We start from the raw sequence: 18,288 nt of genomic DNA, 5'->3' as shown, positions 1-18,288 counted from the left end.
CCTTGTTACTCGGCAGGTTCCGGGTCAGGTCCTTTGGGAAAGCGCGTATAGCGGATTTCCCGTCGGGCGGATGTTCCCTGCACCTGTTCGCCCTCACCTTCGGGTGTTTCCCGGGCATCAATCAACCACATGCCGCTGCCAAGAAGGAACATGAACAGGCAATAGGTGGCATCCCACAAATGCACGGTGAATGCAGACACACTGAGACTTAGGAACGAAATCAGAAATCCGGTTCGAACCCGTGCATAGAGGCCAGTCAAAGGGGCACGGATGATTTGATAACTTGCGATAATGACGGCCAGACCCAGAAAGATCAGGGCCGGAATCCCGTATCTCAGGGCGATGAGCAGCCAGAAATTATCAACGCTTGGCTTCATCCATTTGGGGCGAGTCCATTCACCCAGACCAATCCCAAAAATCGGGTTGCGGAAAATATCGTCAATGGCGTGGTTGAAGATGTGAATTCTGTTCCAGGCTGACCCGGCCGAGAATGTAAGCTCTGTCGCAATGATCTGAAACGCATTCCTGTTCGACGCCAGTTCGAGAATAATGTAGAGAATGCCGAATATGATGGCAAAAATTACCCATCGGCTTTTGATCTTCTTCAGAATTTCATCCCATGCGATCAGGAAAGCCTGCAACATAACCCCCATGAAGGCACCCGAAGACAAAGAGCTGAAAACAGCCGTACTAACAATAATCGAACGTTGGGTTTGCTTGAAGAATGCGCCTTCCGGGCTGAGCACATACCAGGACAGCGCAAGAACGGGTGAACAGAAAACGCCAAACAAAATCGGATGAGGCATCGAGGCCTGCGCCCGCTCCAGCCCCAATCTCGGCTCCTGATTCACGTCTGCATAGACCTGAAACACCCCGCCAAATATGTTCAGCAGGATCGGTTTCCCCGTGATATTTTCGTAAAGCGCAAAGGGGACCAGCACCAGAACGATGGCAAAAAGCCACCACACCGCCGTTCGGAATGTCACGTAGTCCCGGATCAGGACGCGCGCAAACAGATATGGGACGACTGTTTCCACAACCAGAATACCTGCGAATTGCCAACGTCCTATCCCGTGGTTGGCAAACAGGGCCAACGCCGCCCACATCGCCGCAAGCAAAACCAGAATGTCAGGCGACCGCACCGGGCCTGCCGCACCCTTGGCCCACTGAATAAGCACCGGAATTGTGGCAGCCAGAAAATACAGACGATACGCGCTCAGCCTCAGGCCGATGAAGAAGAAAAAGAACGGCATGACGAAAGACAGAATCAAAAGCGCGATTATGAACCCGTGACGGGACTTTTCGGCCGCGCCGGCAGCGGTCTGGTGACCGGACTGCATAACAAGTGACATGAACCGTGCCTTTCTGGAGAACACCTGATCGGTGCTATACTACCAACAATGCCTAACGTGTACGCCAGGGAAGTATAATCTGCATCATCCAAGGGTCCATCACCGCTTGAGGAAAAACAATATCCTGTATTTCGCGCGACTGTTTCGCAAGCATGGCGGTGAATACACAGCAAAAAATAGATGCAGGCCAATCGCGATAGTTTTCTGGCGCGGCTCTGGAATGGTCGTTAAAACACCGACATGGGTTACGATAGGAGCGTTGGATTTGGCCGGGAACCCTTGGTTATTTTTATTTGTATCTTTGGTTAAGGGTAAACAGCTTCGCAGTTTTGCCCGCAGATTGACCCGCAAAGCCGGCAAGACACAACCCGACGGGTTCGATAATGCTGTGCCGCGGATCATCCCCAAGAACATCTGGATGTTCTGGGATAAAGGAATTGATGAAGCCCCCGAAATCGTGCGGATGTGCATTGCATCTTGGCAAGACAAAAACCCGGACTGGACCCTCCGCATTCTCGACAAGGACACGGTCGCAGAGTTTGTCGATATGCCAAAGCTCTCGCCAGAAATATCGATACAATCTTATTCCAACATTCTGCGGTTCAAGCTTTTGAAAGAACACGGCGGTGTTTGGGCGGATGCGACTGCGTTCTGCGTCAAACCGTTGAATGACTGGTTGCCGATTGTCGGACAGCGAGGGTTCTTTGCCTATTTCTGGACCCCGGAAACCCGATGGTTCACATGGCCCGGATATACGCGTGAAGTGGCAACGTGGTTTTTGGCCTCCGAACCGCAAAATGTCATAATGGCGGACTGGTATGACTACAGTGTTCAGTATTGGAAAAATCGCCAGAAACCGCATCTGTATTTCTGGTGCCAGACATTATTTGAACTGCTGATTTACATGCGCCGCCCGTTCCGGCGCGCCCTGCGTGAAGTCCCTAAATTCGGATGCGTCGGGCCGCATCTGGTACACGAGTGCCTCTTGCGGCAACGCGATCATGCCCGGGTTGCCCGCATTCTGGACGATGGCGCGGCACCCGTACAAAAGTTACGCTGGCAATGGAACGCTCAGCATCTTGAAATTGCGAAGAAATTGCTGCGCGTCTCGGAAACCGAAGTTCCCAAACGCCCCAAGGTCGGCTGACCCGCAAGGGTTGGCTGCATCATTCTATCCGGATCAACATATCCGGGTAATTTCGGGCTATCCTTTGTAGATCCTGCTCGTATTTCTGGCGCAACGCGCTGACCGTTTCACTTTGATATGGCCGAAACGGGGTGCCAGCGGCGGCATTCGGTCCGTCGTTGTAGAAAATCTTCTTAACTCGCATGCGGCGTTCTTCAACTGACAGTGAACGATCCAAGGACTCGGCTTGGTGGATCGCCTCTTGCGATGGCGATGTGGTTCTTGTGGGTGGTGGAATCTGTGGGAATGCACCCACGTTCCGGCCTGCAAAAGCTGTCAGAATCTTCTGCCAGTGTGCGCTGTAGTCTTCCTGTCGCCAGACCCGCAATGCTGCACCGGGAAAGGCCGCCATAAGACGCTCGATCAGATCGAACCAACTGGGCGGCGTCTTCAGAACGTCCGCGCCGATCCGGGATTGCCAATACGGATCCGGCGCAAAGGATTTCATCATCTGAGCATAGGCTGAGGGCAACAGCCTGTCATAAGAGCGCACCCCCAAAAAGAGCGCAACAGGAGCCGTTTTTTGCATCTCGGCGACAATATGCGCCCCGCGAAAAGACGGGTAAAAGACAGGCGACAATAAACCGTCGGAATAGCCCAGCAGATCTTCGTCCGAAACAAGAACCGTCTCTGCTCCGCCGCGTAGCGCTTGAGTCTGGCGCATAAACTGATTGGCCAATGGTCTTGACCAGAACCTTCTTCGCCAATGACCGGGGTTTGAATAGCGGCGCTGTAACGGACCAAAAGCTTCCCGGGGGATATAATCCACACCCCGCCGCGCCATCTCGTCCCGATGTGCAAGCAGCGTATCCTGAACATGTGTTGTCGCGGTCTTATGCGCACCCAGATGTATGCGCCATTCCTTTACCGGTTGCACCTGCCCGCTCCGTTCCTTGCCTGCCGGATCACGCTGCAACACCTGCCAGAACATCCCGGTGCAGGGCAATATCCTCGGCATAATAGTCACGAATAAAGTCCTGAAAAACAGGTTCACTCAAGACCGGATGCGGTTGCGTGCCACCGGATTTCATCAGAACGCGACGGGCGGAGACACGCAATGCTTCGTGCACCGGGCTAGGCAAAACGCGACGGGCCAGCGCACTCCCCCCATACATGACCCGTTTCAGCTGTGGGTGACGAAACACCGTGGTCTTGTTGGCATGCCCGATTTCCAGCGAAGCGAGGCCGATCTGCCGGGTCAGAGCCTGAACAAAAAGATCAAGATGTTCGACCGGATAGAGATTGCGCACCAACCGTTCGCCGTTGATCCGGACAAAATCGGATTGCCGGGAAAAATGCACATATTCCGGAGAAATCACCGCAGGATCAGAACAAAGATATGCCACTACCTTCTCGGTCTCTGCGCGGATTTCATCATCGCTGAGCTGCGCAAATTCCTTGCCCAGATACATTTTGGCGCGTTGCGACATGGCGGATTGAAAGCGCTGATACGGGTCACGCAACAGTGCATAGCTTTCGTATTCCTTCAGCTTCCCGAACGCCTCAGGATCAAGGTCACGCAGCAGCGACAGTGGAAGATGGCGATAGTCTATTTCACCCAGTTCAGGATGTCGCTCGACCAGTTTCAGAAACCGGCTGTCTGCATCGTGGAATGACAAAACAGCATTGCGAACAGAAGTTCCCGCACATTTCGGCACGTGAATGAACACAAAACGATGGCTGTCAGACAAAATCATAACTCGAAACTTTCAACACGATCGGCCTGAAACAGCCGCAATTCTCCAGGGCAGGGAATGGCTGTCCTGAAATACAGTTGGCCAGGTGCGATCTTGCACCCAGCCAGCGTAATTTTTCAACCATATATGCGCCGACATTTCGCCGATGCATATCGTGTCAGGCAATCGAAAAATCGTCCTGCACAACCTGCGTGTCTACAAAAACGACCTCGTCGTCGATTGCAAACGCGCTGATTTCACCATCGATATAGCGATTTCTCGCGAAGCCTAGATCCCAACCCCATTCCTTGCCGCCGTGCGCATCGACAAAATCGAAATCGGTATTGGTTTCATCAAGCACCACATTCCCATCGACGAGCACCTGTAGACGGTCTGCATTCTGGTCGACCAAAAAGGTGATCGTGTGGGTTTCGGTATCATTCAGGCCCAGATTATCTACGTGGAATCCCTTGGTGAATTTGCCATCATTGTTTGCGGCATGCGCAATCAGGCCATCACCTGTCAACGTCAGTCCCACATGGCCCTTGTTCCAGACCAAACGCTGGGTGCTGCCGTCTGCTTCGGCTCTGGTAAACTCAACCGTGAAAGCAATCTGCTCGGAATCTTCAAACTCGGTCAGACGCCCCAATTTCACAAGATCCCGGTCTCCGTCAAACTGGATCACCGGACCCGATGCAGTGTCCACAACCGTCGCATCACCGATAAGCTCGGCCTGACCGTTATCTGGCAGGTTCGCGATATCCAGAACAAAGTCGTCAAAGATCATTTGGCTGGATGGGACAGAAGGCGATGTCGATCCAGACGTACCGCCGGTATCCGTACCAGACGTACCACCGGTATCCGTGCCGGACGTACCGCCGGTATCCGTGCCAGACGTACCACCGGTATCCGTGCCAGACGTGCCGCCGGTATCCGTGCCAGACGTGCCGCCCGTATCCGTGCCGGACGTCGTGCCTGACGGTGGTGTACTGGTTCCCGTTCCGCCGGCAACAGGCGTTGTCGCCGTTCCAACCCAAGAATCGTAGGAGAGTGGATAACTATCGACCAGGTCGGAACCTGCCCCCAGAACATCTACTGTACTACCGGGAATAACACCAAACTGGTTGTACCCATCGGTTGCGGTTGTCGCGAAATAGACAAACTGAGCATCATAATATCCGGCTGCGTTCGGGTCTGTATTCTGAACAAAGGCATTGTCCAGAATCGTCCAGTCGGACTGCCCCTGATAGCCAGCAATCCCGGATGTCACATTCTGATCAATGATCACGTTGGTCGAAGATGATCCGACGGTGATTTTGGGAATGGTCACACCACCCGTCACCGAGCGCGGAACCGCAATCAATGTGTTGTTCGAGATCGTCAGACCATCGGTCATGTGAATCGCAATGCCGTTAGTGTGGGCATTGTAGATAACGTTTCCTTCGATCACGATATCCTGGTGCCAGTCCGTCGGATCCGAATAGTTGGCGTTGTCGCCCCCGGCCCAAATGCCCTGCGTGTAGTCACCCGACCCAATATCCAGGACATTGTTCCGAATGATGATGTCGCTGCTGCCATCCCCGCTGGAGCGCTTAATCTGAATCATATCACGGTGATCGTAAGAACCCGCGGCACCCCCGAAATCGTGGATATAGTTGTTCTCGATCAGAACGCCGTCAACCCGACCCAGATTGATACCGTCAGAACGGATTGTGTGAATGTTGTTGCCAATCAGATCAACATCCGAGGAGGTGCCGACATTTACGGCTTTCCACCAGGAATGGAACTCGGAATTGGCGATAGTGACATTTGCCGAACCTTCGACCACAAGCCCCTTGCCGAAACCTGTCCCATCAGCCGAGGTCCCGGTTCCGCTTGCAAAATCCCCATCAAAAACCGAATTGACGATGTTTATGTTGGTGCTGTTGTCGATCCGGAACTTGCTGGCAGATTCACGCTGCCCACTGACATATGTATAGTCAAACTCGATAGTATCGAACGTGACGTTCGAGGTTTGGTTGACATAAACTTCCGAAAAGCTTGCCATCGCGCTCGGATCAGCGGATTTGATCGTCACGTTGGATGTGTAAAGGGCGTTTTTGAGATTCAGCACCCCATAATCACCTGCCGCAAGCAGTATCGTTTCCCCACCTGTCGCCTGAGACAGAGCCTGGTTCAACTCCGCCGCAGAGGTTACCGTGATTGTCGTCGACATCTTTCACCTTTTTGCATAGGCGCTGTGAGTGGCAGCGCACAAGAATCCCGCTCACCCAGGACAGAAGGAACAGCCGCACGAAGGCGACAGATGGGCCAGAATGTGGCTATGTTTGGAAATTGTTGCCTGCATCGGGACAATAATGTCCCTTCGCCTTCATTTCCGAGTGAAATTGATACTCGTTACCGGGAATTGTTCCCCTTCCCTTAGCGGTACCCAAGGGTTTTACGAATTGATTCCTCTGCCGCAACAATGAACACACAATTGCCACTATTCCGGCATGGGCCCGCGTATCCCGAACAAATATCGGCGGTGAATTGCCCGATGCCGTGACGTCAACCCGTGTGGGTGCCCCATCAAATCCATCAACGTTCTGTTCAACACAGCTTTATGGACACGACTCATCCATGCCCGTAGCCTTCCTAATTGATGAACGTGACACGGGCGGACCTGCCATGCGGGACAGACACAGTTCTTTCGGAATGCTGGTGTGTGCCTGCATTTTGCTACTCTCTTTTTCGGCCCCGTCCTATGCCGCCGGGGCGTGTACCGACACGAAAGCCACGACAAACGTGTCCGGTACAGAAAAGGGTCAGATACTCCGCAACGCTTCTGAACTCGCAGGCGCCGTAAAAAATGCGAAGGGAGGAGAGACATTCATTCTTGAAGGCGGGAATTATGGCGCTCTGAAAGTTAGCAATATTTTTGAGAAGCCCGTCACGATCCGCTCAGCCCACCCGGGGTCGCCTGCATGTTTCACGGAATTACGCCTGCAGGGCGCGGGCAACATCGTGTTGGATGGGTTGATTTTTGACTATGAGTATTCCCCGGGGGACAAGGACTCAACCACCCGCTTCACCATCTATTCCAGCAGAAACGTGACCATCTCGAACTCCTTGTTCGATGGTGGCTACAAATCAGGAGTGGGGCATGGCCGCGGACTCCGCCTCAAGGACAATGTATCGATTACACTGACCCAGAACACATTCCGCAGATGGTGGAAAGGACTTACGGGTGGGCATGGCAACGACATAACGATCCGGGGAAACACCTTCTACGACATACGCTCGGACGGTATGGCTATGGGCGCTGTTGATGGGTTGATCATCGAAGGCAATCATCTGCACAATTTTCGCGGTATACGCGGAGGCAAGGATCACCGTGACATGCTGCAGATCATGCGCGCGTCCAACCAACGCAGCACAGACATCGTAATTCGCAACAATATCTTTGACATGGGCGCGGGAGATTATGCTCAGACAATCTGGATGGGCGGAGATGGCAAAAACTTGGGGGATCCCATGGTTCGTCATCAGAATGTGTTGATCGAGAACAACGTGATTTATAATGCCCATGCACACGGTATTTCGATCCATGGGGCAGATAACCTGTCGATCAGGCGAAATTCGGTCATCCGGGTCAGACGGGAGAAAGATGGGGGCATCACCATTCCGCGCATCAGCGTTTCCCCGGATTCAACCTCAGTCGTCATCGAACAAAACGCCGTCAGTAAAATCAGCGGATACAAGAACCAGCGCGATTGGGTCATCCTTAATAACGCCGCCATTCAGGATGTATCCCGAGGGGCACCCGGATTTTACGACAGTGAGTTCATCTACTACGCAACCGGACCGGCAAACGGACATAACGAATATGGCGTGCGGCCGGGCAGCCAAATCGATCGGCTTAATGCCGGCTCCACGCTTGTTAAGAATTACCCAACCCGCAAATAGCCCCAATATGACGGCGCCCGCACCGGGCACATTAGGTCAAATCTTCAGAATACTCCCGGTATTCCCAACGAAAAGAACAGACATGTAGTGGTTACAAACAGACACGGATGCTCAAAAAAGCTGCGCGCAGGCGCGGAACTCTTTGAGGCCCGCATCAAACCATGATCACATACAGCCAGCTACACAATAAACGACATTCAAACGGTGCCGCCAAATATGAACACACCCATGTCGCAGTCTCGGGCCGGTCATGCAGGTCAAGATACCCCGACACTCAGCATTATTGTGCCGATGTTCAATGAAGAGGACGTTCTACCAATCCTGTTTGATCGGCTGGGCCAGTTTCTGGGAAACCTTGGCGAAAGCTATGAGATCATATGTGTGAATGATGGCAGCACAGACGGCACAGCCAGAATTTTAGCCGACGCGCACGAACATGACAGGCGCATCAAAGTGGTAAACTTTTCCCGCAATTTCGGCAAAGAGATCGCCCTGACCGCCGGACTTGACGTTGCCTCGGGCAGAGCAGTCGTTCCGATAGATGCGGATTTGCAGGACCCCCCCGAACTTATTGAAAGCTTTCTCGAGAAATGGCGCGAAGGGTTCGACGTCGTCTATGCCGTCCGGCACCGCCGCAATACGGACACCGCGATGAAACGCTGGTCGGCGATAAAGTTCTATCAGATCATCAACAGGCTCTCAGGGGTTCCGATTCCGGCCAATACGGGTGATTTTCGGCTCATGGACCAAAGGGTGGTTCGCTCAATAACCCAATTGCGAGAACATAATCGTTTTATGAAGGGGCTCTTCGCCTGGGTCGGATTTCGACATGCCGAGGTACTTTATGACCGGCCTGAGCGCGCAGCGGGACAAAGCAAGTTCAACTACTGGCGTCTTTGGAATTTCGCGCTGGACGGCATTACCGGGTTCAGCACCGTCCCGCTGAGAATTGCTGGCTATGTCGGTATGCTGACCGCCCTGGCGGCAATTATCTACGGTATCTTCCTGACCGTACGTACCCTGATCTACGGGGTGGACGTACCTGGTTATGCCTCGCTGATGGTTGCCGTGCTGTTGATCGGTGGTTTGCAACTCGTGGTGCTTGGCGTGATCGGCGAGTATCTGGGGCGTCTCTTTGACGAGGCCCGCAAACGCCCGCTTTACATTGTCGAAAGCAGCCTTGGCCTAACCGCCGAGGCCCTTGCGGAGCCGCCCGACGGAAAACCATTGACTTGAGCTTTCGTCAATTGAACCATCAGGATGTTCAATTCGTTTATTCGGTACAGGCGGTGTTTTGTTGCTCGGCGATCATTTCGAATGTCATGGGAATTGCGAGATAATGTTGCGCCAACAGTTGCCTGCAAGCCATCTGATGCAACCAAAGGGTGCGGGGCAGAGCTGGCCAGCATATAGAAAGGTCACAGGCCCAGAAATAGCACCAATAAGGCCCACCAGGTCACATTATCCAAAAATAGGTGACTATCTTTGCGCAGAATTTCCAATGTTTGCGCATTCGTATGCACATACACCGCAGGAGCAAAAATACCGACAGAAAGCTGCGCGCGCCTCACGCAAGGTCGACTTACCAAATGCCACCCAGAACCGAGGCACATGTGACCGGTAAAACCCCATGATACAACAATCCCCCGCAGTTGGGCGTAATGATCTGGCTGTGCTCCTGCTCATACTGCTTCTCTCCTCCGTGCTGCGAACCGCAGGGCTGAATGCGCCGCTATGGTATGATGAAATTTGGACCGTCGATACGCATGTCCGCCTACCTTGGGGCGAAATGATGCGCGAATACTCGATGAACCATCACTATTTCTTCAGCATGAAGGCTAAGCTGGTTTCGCAGATTTTCGGAGATCAGCCCTGGGCCTATCGTTTTCCAGCGGTGCTGTTCGGCGTTGGTATCGTTGCTGCAATCTGGTGGCTGGCCCGGGATGTTGCAGGCACGAAGGTCGCTCATATTTCGGCCCTGCTTGTCGCACTTTCCTATCATCAGGTTTGGTTTTCGCAGAACGCCCGTGGATATACCGAACTCGCATTCTGGAGCACTTTGGGCCTTATTTTCTTTTTGCGGGGGACGCACCGTCCGACCATCGGCACGTGGATTGCGTTTGGCCTGACTGCCGCAGCTGCGGTTTTCACACACCTGACCGGGGTATTCTTCTTTGTCGCCTTGGGCTTCATCTGGCTGGTGTCACTAGTAACCGGGTTTGGGCGCCCCGCCCTGACCCGTGACTGGGTGCTGCGGCCTCTTATTGGCGTAGCAATGGCGCTGGTCTTAATTGTGTTGTTGTATCTGCCGATCTTTCCAAGCCTCGTGGAAGCCATGGGCGAGGTAGCGGCAACATCCGCTGTCGATCCTATGCAGGAGTATCAGAGCCCGGTCTGGACAGTGCTGGAAGGGCTACGGACGGCAGTCGGAGATACTGGCCCGCTGACCATGATTGTTGCATTCGGCGGATTGGTCGCCCTGGCGTTTGGTGCCGCAGGAGCACATTCAGCACAACCGCTGTTTTTCCCGTCCATCGTTATGCATATCGTGGTGACGCTGGCTATTCTCCTGTCGCTCGACATGCGGATATGGCCACGCTTCTTTTTTGTTGATATCGGCCCGGTCATCATTTTTGCGGTCATCGGCTGCTGGCACGGTGCAAGCATTGTGGCACGAGTGATAAGCCAACCTCGGATCGGAATGCCACTGTTCGCCGTCGGTGTTGCGGCGATGATCGCTTTATCCGTGATTCTTGTGCAGCGGAACTATGCCGCGCCAAAACAGAATCTGGCCGGAGCTTTTGCCTTTGTGGAACAGACCCGCAACCCTTCCGAGCGGGTTTACGCCATCAATCCGGGCGGGCCTGTCTTTGAGAACCATTTCAATGCCAACTGGACAACCATTGGCGACCCCGAAGCATATGCAAAAGCAATAGCTCAGCCTGGTCCTGTGACATTGGTCGTCCTGTTTCCGAACCGAATGTTCAGCGCCATCCCGCAACTGAGGCAGGATGCCAAAGGGCAACTGGACCTTGTCCATGACTTCCCCGGAACACTGGGCGATGGTAACGTTCATGTATATCGGCGTGACTGAGCGACTGCCGAGCTGGAGGTCAGGGGCAAGACCAGACTGACCGGTCTACAAAATCCAGAGGATAACGCCGCGCTTCCTCTATCAGTGCGGCAGAGCGGGTTCCCGCGACAAACACCATCGACCAGACGGTTTCTCCATCCGGAGTGATCTCGAAAACGCGCCCGGATGTGCTTTCGGTTACAAGAATATTGCCGTTGGGCAACGCCTGATGTGTACCCATGATAAAGCTGAAAAAACGCTGATCATCGTTTTGGGGGTAAACCGTCTCAGCCAGACCAGTCACGGGATCGAACCGAAGGACACGGGCACCCACGAAATCACGGCCAGGCATTCGGTGACCGCTGCCATTATCAAAGACGGTGATGGTGCCGTCCTGCTCGATATCGGGATCGTGCTGCTTCAGCCACGGTCCGTGCTGCATCCAGACGATCTTGCCACTGGATCTGTTCAACACAGCCAGCGCGTGGAGATTACGCATGGAGAGCAGCAAATCTCCGGGCTCCGACCCTGAGATGCGCGCGCTCAGCTCAGGGGTGACAACTTCGATATCGTTGAGATGTAGCGGGTCCAGCTCTTCTGGATTGAGCCCATAGATGATGTCCAGTTCCTGATTTTTTATCAGCCAGTCAATCGTTGGCTCCAAGATGGGGATGTCTTCAATGATACGTCCCTCGGGGTCGATCAAAAGCGCTGAATCGGCATAGTAATTGTCGGAATCCATGATTGCTTCGACCGAAGCGCCCGGAAGCATATATTTAGGGGTTATAGTGGCCGGATCACGTTTTTTTGGAATCCAGTACGTCCCATCCGGGTTCTCCGTGATCGAATGGTGGGTCATCTGATCAACAGTCCAGACGGTATCACCGCAAGGACCAAGGCGCGCGGTGCCCAGCTCGGCAAAATTGACGAGGACGGATCCATCCTTTCCCAGGGCAATCCCCTGAGTGTGATATTCTCCAGACCCCTTGGGGATATTCTTATCAGGGATGATATGAGCCGGATTGGACCAAATTGCGTGAAAATCTAGCGGCCAGGTGCGCAAAAGCGTCCCGTCAGCATCATAGACGCGCGCCTGTGCGCCATCGTCAAACATGCCTTGCATGACTGTTAACCCAGCCCAGCTAAGCTCGGGATTATATGTGACAAGGCCGGTTCCCTCATAGCGGCGCGGCATCCACCGGGGGTCACGATACCACGGACCGTGGATCAACTCTTTTACCGTGCTTCTGGCTTCCTGAACCAAAGCTGTCGGCGGAAAATTCAGAACGGCAGCAGAAACACCTGCCAGAAAAGCCAGCGTTGCACCGCATACGAGAAAGACGATAAAACTCACTACATTCTGGCGATCCACGGCCACTTACTCCACCTCATTGCCCGTACTTAATATTTCCTCCAGCGCCTGTGCGTCTGTGGCGTCATGTTCCACGGTCCACTCGGTTCCCGTCGCCGTCTTGTGCTCAATGCGCAAGACCGAGAACGGTTCGCCTCCTGTACTCAGAAATCTGTAACACAGACCGTTCATTTCTGTGGCCAGAGCTTGCCAGGGAAAACGGTTGAACCTGATCCACTCGCCAGCTTCGTTTAACTGGGTTGCAACAATCTGGCCGTCACCGGGTTCTATATCCGCGCAGGTTTGCCCCAGCAGAACGGCCATAGTGTCAGAGTAACAAAGCGCAGCATTCCTTCCGCCCCCCAGAGGAAAGCAGGTAGATTGCCTGGGCAGGGGCTCAGCAGCTTCGAAGCAAACAAAAAGCGTGCCCTCAACCATGAAAACCGATCCATCTTCCGGGAAGGCCGCGCAGGGCCGCGGAGGGGTCAGAACCGACCCGGCATAATTCGCAGCTCCGTAACGAATCTGAAATATGGAATTCATGTCGATGCCACGATGAAAGGTGCTGGGTGTCTGAAAACCACCGAACCTCAGGTGCTGGTCAGCAGGCCCACCAACAGAACGGATCGGTGTCGATGTGATATCAAAACCCTTCATCGATCTGGCTCGCTCCACTATGTCGTCGGCCAGGGCAACATCCTGCTCCGCCACACGCTGAAAAAGTGGCCAGATATGCGATGACGCAATTGCTTGGCTGACACCAAAGATCAGCACCAGGGTCAGCCCTGCAACTGGGGCAAAGCGCGACATGGGCACCCCGGCCATCCCCTGAGCAACAACCGCAGTGCTTGCTAGAGCGACACCGGCGAAGACAAAGCCGATAAAGCCGATGCTACGACCAATCAGATAAGGCTCCGGATAGAGGAACCAGATCAGAACCGGCAATATGAACAGGGCGCCGAACCCACCGAGAAACACGCGAAACGCTCCGAACCATCCTCCGCCAGGGAAAGCGCGTGGGGCGAGAAGCGCGCTCAGGGCAGCCATAAGAACCAACCCACAGACAGCCGCCGTTCCAAGCAGGAAAACTCCGCGATATGGCTGCGGCATTCCCAAAAGCCCACCGCTATGGATAAGCCTTTCCATCCGATGCAACGCGGACAACTTCTCCAAAATCACTGTCGACTCCACCCCGCCTGCAAAACGGAAATTTGCCCTGAGATCCAGAATGGAAATGGTCGCCCGCAGCTGCAGTTGATACAGGGCCAGAGCGACAACAGAAACCACAAGAACGCGGAAGATGCAGAGCACGCTTTCACGATGGTCGTACCCGTCGATCCGGATCAAGACGATAGCCGGGATGAGAAAGCCCATAAGCGCGTAGCTTTGATAGAAGCCGATCGAAATCGCCAGAAGCTCGGCGGCCACGATCATGCGCAGAACCATACCTCCGACTGATTGCGCATGCGGCTGCGCAATCAGAGTCATCGCACCAACAGAAGCCATAAGGCCAAGGCTGAACCATGGGGCTTGCGTCTGATAATGCAGGATTTCAGTCAAATAAACATGAGAAAACCCTGCCAGAAAAACCACCACAATAGCGGCGATCATCATAATTGAACCCGTCCTGGCCACGGACTGGCGTGCGATAAGGACGGAGACCCCAAACAGAGCGGAAAAAATAACAAAAATCAGAAATGCAATTGGCGTATCCCAGCCAAAGAGTTCCTCGTGCGCCCAATGAGTCGACCAACGACCATGCACCTCGGCAAATCCGCGCTCGAGACCGGCGGCAAACCTCCACTCATCCGGATTGAAACCGGACCGCACGACGCCAATCCCGACGGTCGGCAAAAAAAGTAAAGCTGCGAGAACCGCAGCCGTAAGCAACAAAACCCAAGCTGGCGCTCTGGTTTCATCACTCATAAAGGAGCCCAATCAGAAACCGCATAAACCAATGAAACCAAACGACACCTTCTCTCAAACCATTATCTTTATTTTAGTCATTACTTCTCAATGTGTCATCCACTCCCAGCCTCTGCAAAAAAATCCATTTGGACTCCAGATGCCGTTTCTTGATTCCGCCAGTGCATTCCTCGTTCGAAGCATGGCCTCAATACCGGGTATCGCTCAGAGTGTTATTGTCGAAACTAGCGCAATCACCCAAATGAGTTAGACACCTGAAGTCAAAAGGTTTCTCATCGCTATTGTCCGGCTAACAGAGCTTCATAGGAAGTAACTTCCCGCGAAAGTATCAGCCCCGCTTTCACGGCAGCCATGGCAGCTTCACATTCCCAAATCGCATATTCCCCAAACGTCTTGGAAAGCACAATACAACTAGTCAATACGGGTAAACGATCACGAACAATCAGGGGTATTCAGGCAAAAAGGTCAGAGTTCAGCACCAATGGCAACGCGCCGGGACTCCTGCGTTGACTTGGCTCGGGCTGCGGAGGACAAATACACAGTAACGATTGTAATCCAGGTTTCGCCAATGCGTATTGTTTCATACATCTCCGCAATCTTACTCGTTGCTGTCTTTTCGTTTATTTTAGGGATGTGGACGACCCACAAAAACTGGGAACCCTGGAAGGCATTCTCAGAGACCAAAGAGGCCATCAGATCGTGGAGAGCCACTGGGTATATAGTCCCGGGCGGAACCTACCTCCAGCGCCCGGCACGCATGCCATCGGATTCATACGTCGTGCACCAAGCTGATAAAGTCGCGCCCGGTTATGTGCTGATCAACCGGATCGCCAATCCCGCACCCGGCTATCTCACGGACCTCATCGATACCGAAGGCAACGTGCTGCACACGTGGAAGATTGATCATTCAAAAGTTATTGAAGGTGGGAACGAAGCCGAATTCGTTCACGCCATTCGCCCTCTGCCCGATGGGTCGATCCTTGCCAATTTCGACGACAGCATGGGCATGGCCAGGTTTGATACATGCGGCGACATCATATGGCGGCGCACAGATATGGTCTTTCACCATTCGCTGACCGAAGATCCCGACCTTGGCGGCTTCTGGACCTGGACCTCCAAAATCTGGGATGGAGGGCACGATCAGCAAATGACCCGGATCGACGCGGAAACCGGAGAAACGCTTGAGAGCATTGACCTGGCGAAAGACGTCATCCTTCCTGACCCTAAGGCGCAACTGGCATTCCGTATTCCCAACGGTTTCAAGTGGCGCTGGGATGCAGAGGCCGATGAAATCCCGGACATCATTCACCCAAATGATGTCGAGGTCCTGCCATCGGAATGGGCCGGGGCATTCCCTCAATTCTCTGCAGGTGACCTTATCATGTCACACCGAGCAATCGATCTGGTTGGTGTTGTCGATCGGAAGACGAAGCGTCTGAAATGGCACAAAGCAGGACCGTGGGAGCACCAGCACGATGCGGATTTTCATCCCGATGGCACAATTACGGTATACTCGAACAATACCGATCGCCGCCGATCCTCCATTATTGAAATGGATATGAAAACCGGTGAGGTGCGCGATAAATTCGCGGGATCCGAACTGGTCTTCGACAGCTTCATCATGGGACAGCAGGAACGGCTGCCCAATGGCAATTGGCTGATCTCCTCACCAATGGAGGGCCGGGTGATCGAGGTGACGGCAGCCGGGGATTTGGTGCGCGAATTGTCGAACATACTGACTGACGACTACAATTCGATCATCACAACGGCCGTTCATGTTCCGCCCGATTACTTTGACGCGCTGCCGTCCTGTGACAAATGAAATCGCAAAAAAGGCCATCGGCCGCGCTTGATAAAGGCGTGTTGGACCCGAAATTACTCAGGAGCAAATCATGAACAGACGATTTTCAGTTACAGCGAGCGCTGCATTTGCTTTGGTCAGCCTTGCATGTGCCACGCCAGCTCATGCGTATATAGGGCCGGGGGCCGGTCTCGGCGCGATTGGCCTGGCCCTGGCCCTGCTGGTTGTCGTGGTTTTGCTGATTGCCGGTTTTCTTTGGTTCCCGATCAAGCGGGCACTGAATGCCCGTCGCAACGCCAGGACCGCTGAGACCCCTCCTGACGAGCGTCATTGATGATCGCTTTCTGCGTCTCGCTGCTGGCGGTTCTTGGATTTGCAATAGGCTTATTGAAGACCGGAGTTGTTGCGGCGGCCCGGTCTTTGGTTGCATCCTCGGTTCGCGGGGTTTCTGCGATGTTTGACGCGGAAACCACAGATGAAGAGAAAGAGGTCGCCATCCGCCGCGCCGCGTTCGAGCTCTTGAAAGGCGTCTGGCAACTCGCCTGGCGTTTCAGCCTGTCGCTTGTCGCTGCCGGAGCACCAATACTTCTGGCTGATATCGCTGGCCTTGCAACCACCGATGAGGTGATGGGGCTGATGCTCCGCCTTGATTATATCGTCGCCGTCACTGTGGCAGCGATCCTTATCGCCCGGTTCGTCTCGAAGCGTTTGCCCGGAAACGAGCCCTCCGAAACCGAAGCCTATTCGGAAGGTGACCGCCTGGTTCACGCTTTGGCTTTTTCAACGCCATTATTAATGAAATCCCTGGCGGCCGCAGATGACAGGGTCTTTGGGTTCACCAATAAGACAAGGGGATCACGACCTCCGATCTTCATCACTTCCCTAGCCCGAGGTGGCACAACCGCGCTCTTGAACGCATTTTTTGATATGCCCGTGATCGCAACGCACCAATACCGGGACATGCCATTTATCACCGCCCCCTATCTCTGGTCAGTCCTCGGCGGAAAACGATCAGATCGGGTGACACGCCGCGAACGGGCCCATGGTGATGGGCTTGAGATTGACCTCGACAGCCCCGAGGCATTTGACGAAGTGCTATGGCGCCTCTACTGGCCGGACAAATATCACCAGAAAGCCATCGATCTTTGGCAAGAGGGTGACAAAAACGAACCAGCCTGTGATCGGCTGCGTAGACATTTTGACAAGATTGTTGCGCTACGGCGCCCCGGGCAGGCGCAGGCGCGATATCTGTCGAAGAATAACGCAAACATCGCGCGATTGAATGTGTTGCCGTCTTATTTCCCCGGCTGCGACATCATTGTCCCGCTGCGCCGACCGGCCGCACATGCGGCCTCACTGCTGCGCCAGCATAAAAACTTTCTTAACCTTCAGGCCGAAGATGATTTCGTTCGCCGCTATATGCTGGACATCGGGCATCTCGAATTTGGCCTGCTACACCGGCCCATCAAGTTCGACACGTTCGATCCCGGCCAGATCGATCCAAAGCAACCAGATTACTGGCTGCACTACTGGATTGCTGCTTTCCACAACGTCGAAAAGCAAAGCGACAGATGCTTGATCGTCACGCAGGATGATCTCAGAGCCCGTCCTGATCAGACAATGCACGCTTTGTGCGAGACGCTGGAGCTTCCCCGAAAAGTCCAGTGCTTCGACGGCTATTTTCGCAACACACCAGACCAAACCCCTGACCACTTGTTTGACGCCGAATTGCTGCATACGGCGAACGCGCTCTACACTAACCTTGATAAGCTGGCCGTGAGATAACGGAACTCGGGACAATTAGAAAATCCAGCCCATGACAATCGCTCCGAACGCTTGGTTTGGAGCCCTCATCCTGATCATATTTTCTTACAGACAAGATAAGCCCCAAGACATCTAACTGCCTGACTAAAAAGTGATTTATTCCCTTGCGGTGATTGCCTGCATTCTGAGGGATGGCTGCGTTTTTTTGAAA

The 18,288-nt window shown here is 53.8% G+C and carries 13 protein-coding genes; 7 read left to right on the top strand and 6 right to left on the bottom strand.

All coding sequences use genetic code 11. The annotated features are described in order from the left end of the window. Positions 1-5: 5 nt before the first annotated feature. A complete protein-coding gene (locus tag AC2FLO_RS05315) occupies positions 6-1,352 on the bottom strand; it encodes an O-antigen ligase family protein (protein ID WP_496754273.1) in 1,347 nt (448 codons plus the stop codon). Between the two features lie 340 nt (positions 1,353-1,692). Between AC2FLO_RS05315 and AC2FLO_RS05310 the strand changes: the two genes are divergently transcribed. Next, positions 1,693-2,499 (top strand): capsular polysaccharide synthesis protein, encoded by an 807-nt coding sequence (locus AC2FLO_RS05310; RefSeq protein WP_496754274.1) that lies wholly within the window; start codon positions 1,693-1,695, stop codon positions 2,497-2,499. 19 nt (positions 2,500-2,518) lie between these two features. Here AC2FLO_RS05310 and AC2FLO_RS05305 read toward each other — a convergent pair whose 3' ends face one another. The 3 genes from AC2FLO_RS05305 to AC2FLO_RS05295 form a co-directional block, all read right to left on the bottom strand. Then, positions 2,519-3,505 (bottom strand): hypothetical protein, encoded by a 987-nt coding sequence (locus AC2FLO_RS05305; protein ID WP_496754276.1) that lies wholly within the window; start codon positions 3,503-3,505, stop codon positions 2,519-2,521. Then, a complete protein-coding gene (locus AC2FLO_RS05300; RefSeq protein ID WP_209599258.1) occupies positions 3,444-4,235 on the bottom strand; it encodes a sulfotransferase family 2 domain-containing protein in 792 nt (263 codons plus the stop codon). Before AC2FLO_RS05300 ends, AC2FLO_RS05305 begins: the two co-directional genes overlap by 62 nt. 157 nt (positions 4,236-4,392) lie before the next feature. Then, the gene (locus AC2FLO_RS05295) at positions 4,393-6,429 is read right to left on the bottom strand and encodes a right-handed parallel beta-helix repeat-containing protein (protein WP_496754278.1); all 2,037 of its coding nucleotides are present in this window, start codon (positions 6,427-6,429) and stop codon (positions 4,393-4,395) included. A 317-nt stretch (positions 6,430-6,746) separates the two neighbouring features. On the opposite strand from AC2FLO_RS05295, the gene AC2FLO_RS05290 reads away from it, so the two are divergent. From AC2FLO_RS05290 to AC2FLO_RS05280, 3 genes are all read left to right on the top strand, one after another. Beyond that, positions 6,747-8,162 (top strand): right-handed parallel beta-helix repeat-containing protein, encoded by a 1,416-nt coding sequence (locus AC2FLO_RS05290; protein ID WP_496811643.1) that lies wholly within the window; start codon positions 6,747-6,749, stop codon positions 8,160-8,162. A 228-nt stretch (positions 8,163-8,390) separates the two neighbouring features. Then, positions 8,391-9,398, top strand: a complete 1,008-nt coding sequence (locus AC2FLO_RS05285; protein WP_496754282.1) for a glycosyltransferase family 2 protein — start codon at positions 8,391-8,393, stop codon at positions 9,396-9,398. A gap of 394 nt (positions 9,399-9,792) precedes the next feature. Next, entirely contained in the window at positions 9,793-11,256 is a 1,464-nt protein-coding gene (locus AC2FLO_RS05280; RefSeq protein WP_496811642.1) for a glycosyltransferase family 39 protein, read from the top strand. Between the two features lie 19 nt (positions 11,257-11,275). On the opposite strand, the gene AC2FLO_RS05275 is transcribed toward AC2FLO_RS05280, so the two are convergent. Next, positions 11,276-12,613, bottom strand: coding sequence for an arylsulfotransferase family protein (locus tag AC2FLO_RS05275; RefSeq protein ID WP_496754285.1), 1,338 nt, complete (start codon positions 12,611-12,613; stop codon positions 11,276-11,278). After that, positions 12,614-14,200 carry a hypothetical protein gene (locus AC2FLO_RS05270; protein ID WP_496754287.1) on the bottom strand — a complete coding sequence of 529 codons (1,587 nt, stop codon included), beginning with the start codon at positions 14,198-14,200 and terminating at the stop codon, positions 12,614-12,616. It abuts the gene before it with no gap. 793 nt (positions 14,201-14,993) lie between these two features. On the opposite strand from AC2FLO_RS05270, the gene AC2FLO_RS05265 reads away from it, so the two are divergent. The 3 genes from AC2FLO_RS05265 to AC2FLO_RS05255 all read left to right on the top strand — a co-directional run bounded on the left by AC2FLO_RS05265 (position 14,994) and on the right by AC2FLO_RS05255 (position 18,098). Further along, positions 14,994-16,334: an arylsulfotransferase family protein gene (locus tag AC2FLO_RS05265; protein WP_496811641.1), complete on the top strand. Its 1,341-nt coding sequence runs from the start codon at positions 14,994-14,996 to the stop codon at positions 16,332-16,334. Between the two features lie 70 nt (positions 16,335-16,404). After that, the gene (locus AC2FLO_RS05260) at positions 16,405-16,647 is read left to right on the top strand and encodes a hypothetical protein (RefSeq protein ID WP_496754292.1); all 243 of its coding nucleotides are present in this window, start codon (positions 16,405-16,407) and stop codon (positions 16,645-16,647) included. Then, positions 16,647-18,098 (top strand): sulfotransferase, encoded by a 1,452-nt coding sequence (locus AC2FLO_RS05255; protein ID WP_496811640.1) that lies wholly within the window; start codon positions 16,647-16,649, stop codon positions 18,096-18,098. The genes AC2FLO_RS05260 and AC2FLO_RS05255 overlap by 1 nt, the downstream gene beginning before the upstream one ends. Positions 18,099-18,288 lie beyond the last annotated feature (190 nt).

Source organism: Ruegeria sp. TASC047 (assembly GCF_059612445.1).
Note: the sequence above shows the minus strand (reverse complement) of the source record. Positions and strands in the feature narration are given on the sequence as shown.

What these genes read in the sequence shown, in the direction of transcription:
- AC2FLO_RS05315 (WP_496754273.1), bottom strand. Translation starts at nt 1,352, where the DNA reads ATGTCACTTGTTATGCAGTCCGGTCACCAGACCGCTGCCGGCGCGGCC.
- AC2FLO_RS05300 (WP_209599258.1), bottom strand. Translation starts at nt 4,235, where the DNA reads ATGATTTTGTCTGACAGCCATCGTTTTGTGTTCATTCACGTGCCGAAA.
- AC2FLO_RS05295 (WP_496754278.1), bottom strand. Translation starts at nt 6,429, where the DNA reads ATGTCGACGACAATCACGGTAACCTCTGCGGCGGAGTTGAACCAGGCT.
- AC2FLO_RS05285 (WP_496754282.1), top strand. Translation starts at nt 8,391, where the DNA reads ATGTCGCAGTCTCGGGCCGGTCATGCAGGTCAAGATACCCCGACACTC.
- AC2FLO_RS05280 (WP_496811642.1), top strand. Translation starts at nt 9,793, where the DNA reads ATGATACAACAATCCCCCGCAGTTGGGCGTAATGATCTGGCTGTGCTC.
- AC2FLO_RS05270 (WP_496754287.1), bottom strand. Translation starts at nt 14,200, where the DNA reads ATGATGATCGCCGCTATTGTGGTGGTTTTTCTGGCAGGGTTTTCTCAT.
- AC2FLO_RS05265 (WP_496811641.1), top strand. Translation starts at nt 14,994, where the DNA reads ATGGCAACGCGCCGGGACTCCTGCGTTGACTTGGCTCGGGCTGCGGAG.
- AC2FLO_RS05260 (WP_496754292.1), top strand. Translation starts at nt 16,405, where the DNA reads ATGAACAGACGATTTTCAGTTACAGCGAGCGCTGCATTTGCTTTGGTC.
- AC2FLO_RS05255 (WP_496811640.1), top strand. Translation starts at nt 16,647, where the DNA reads ATGATCGCTTTCTGCGTCTCGCTGCTGGCGGTTCTTGGATTTGCAATA.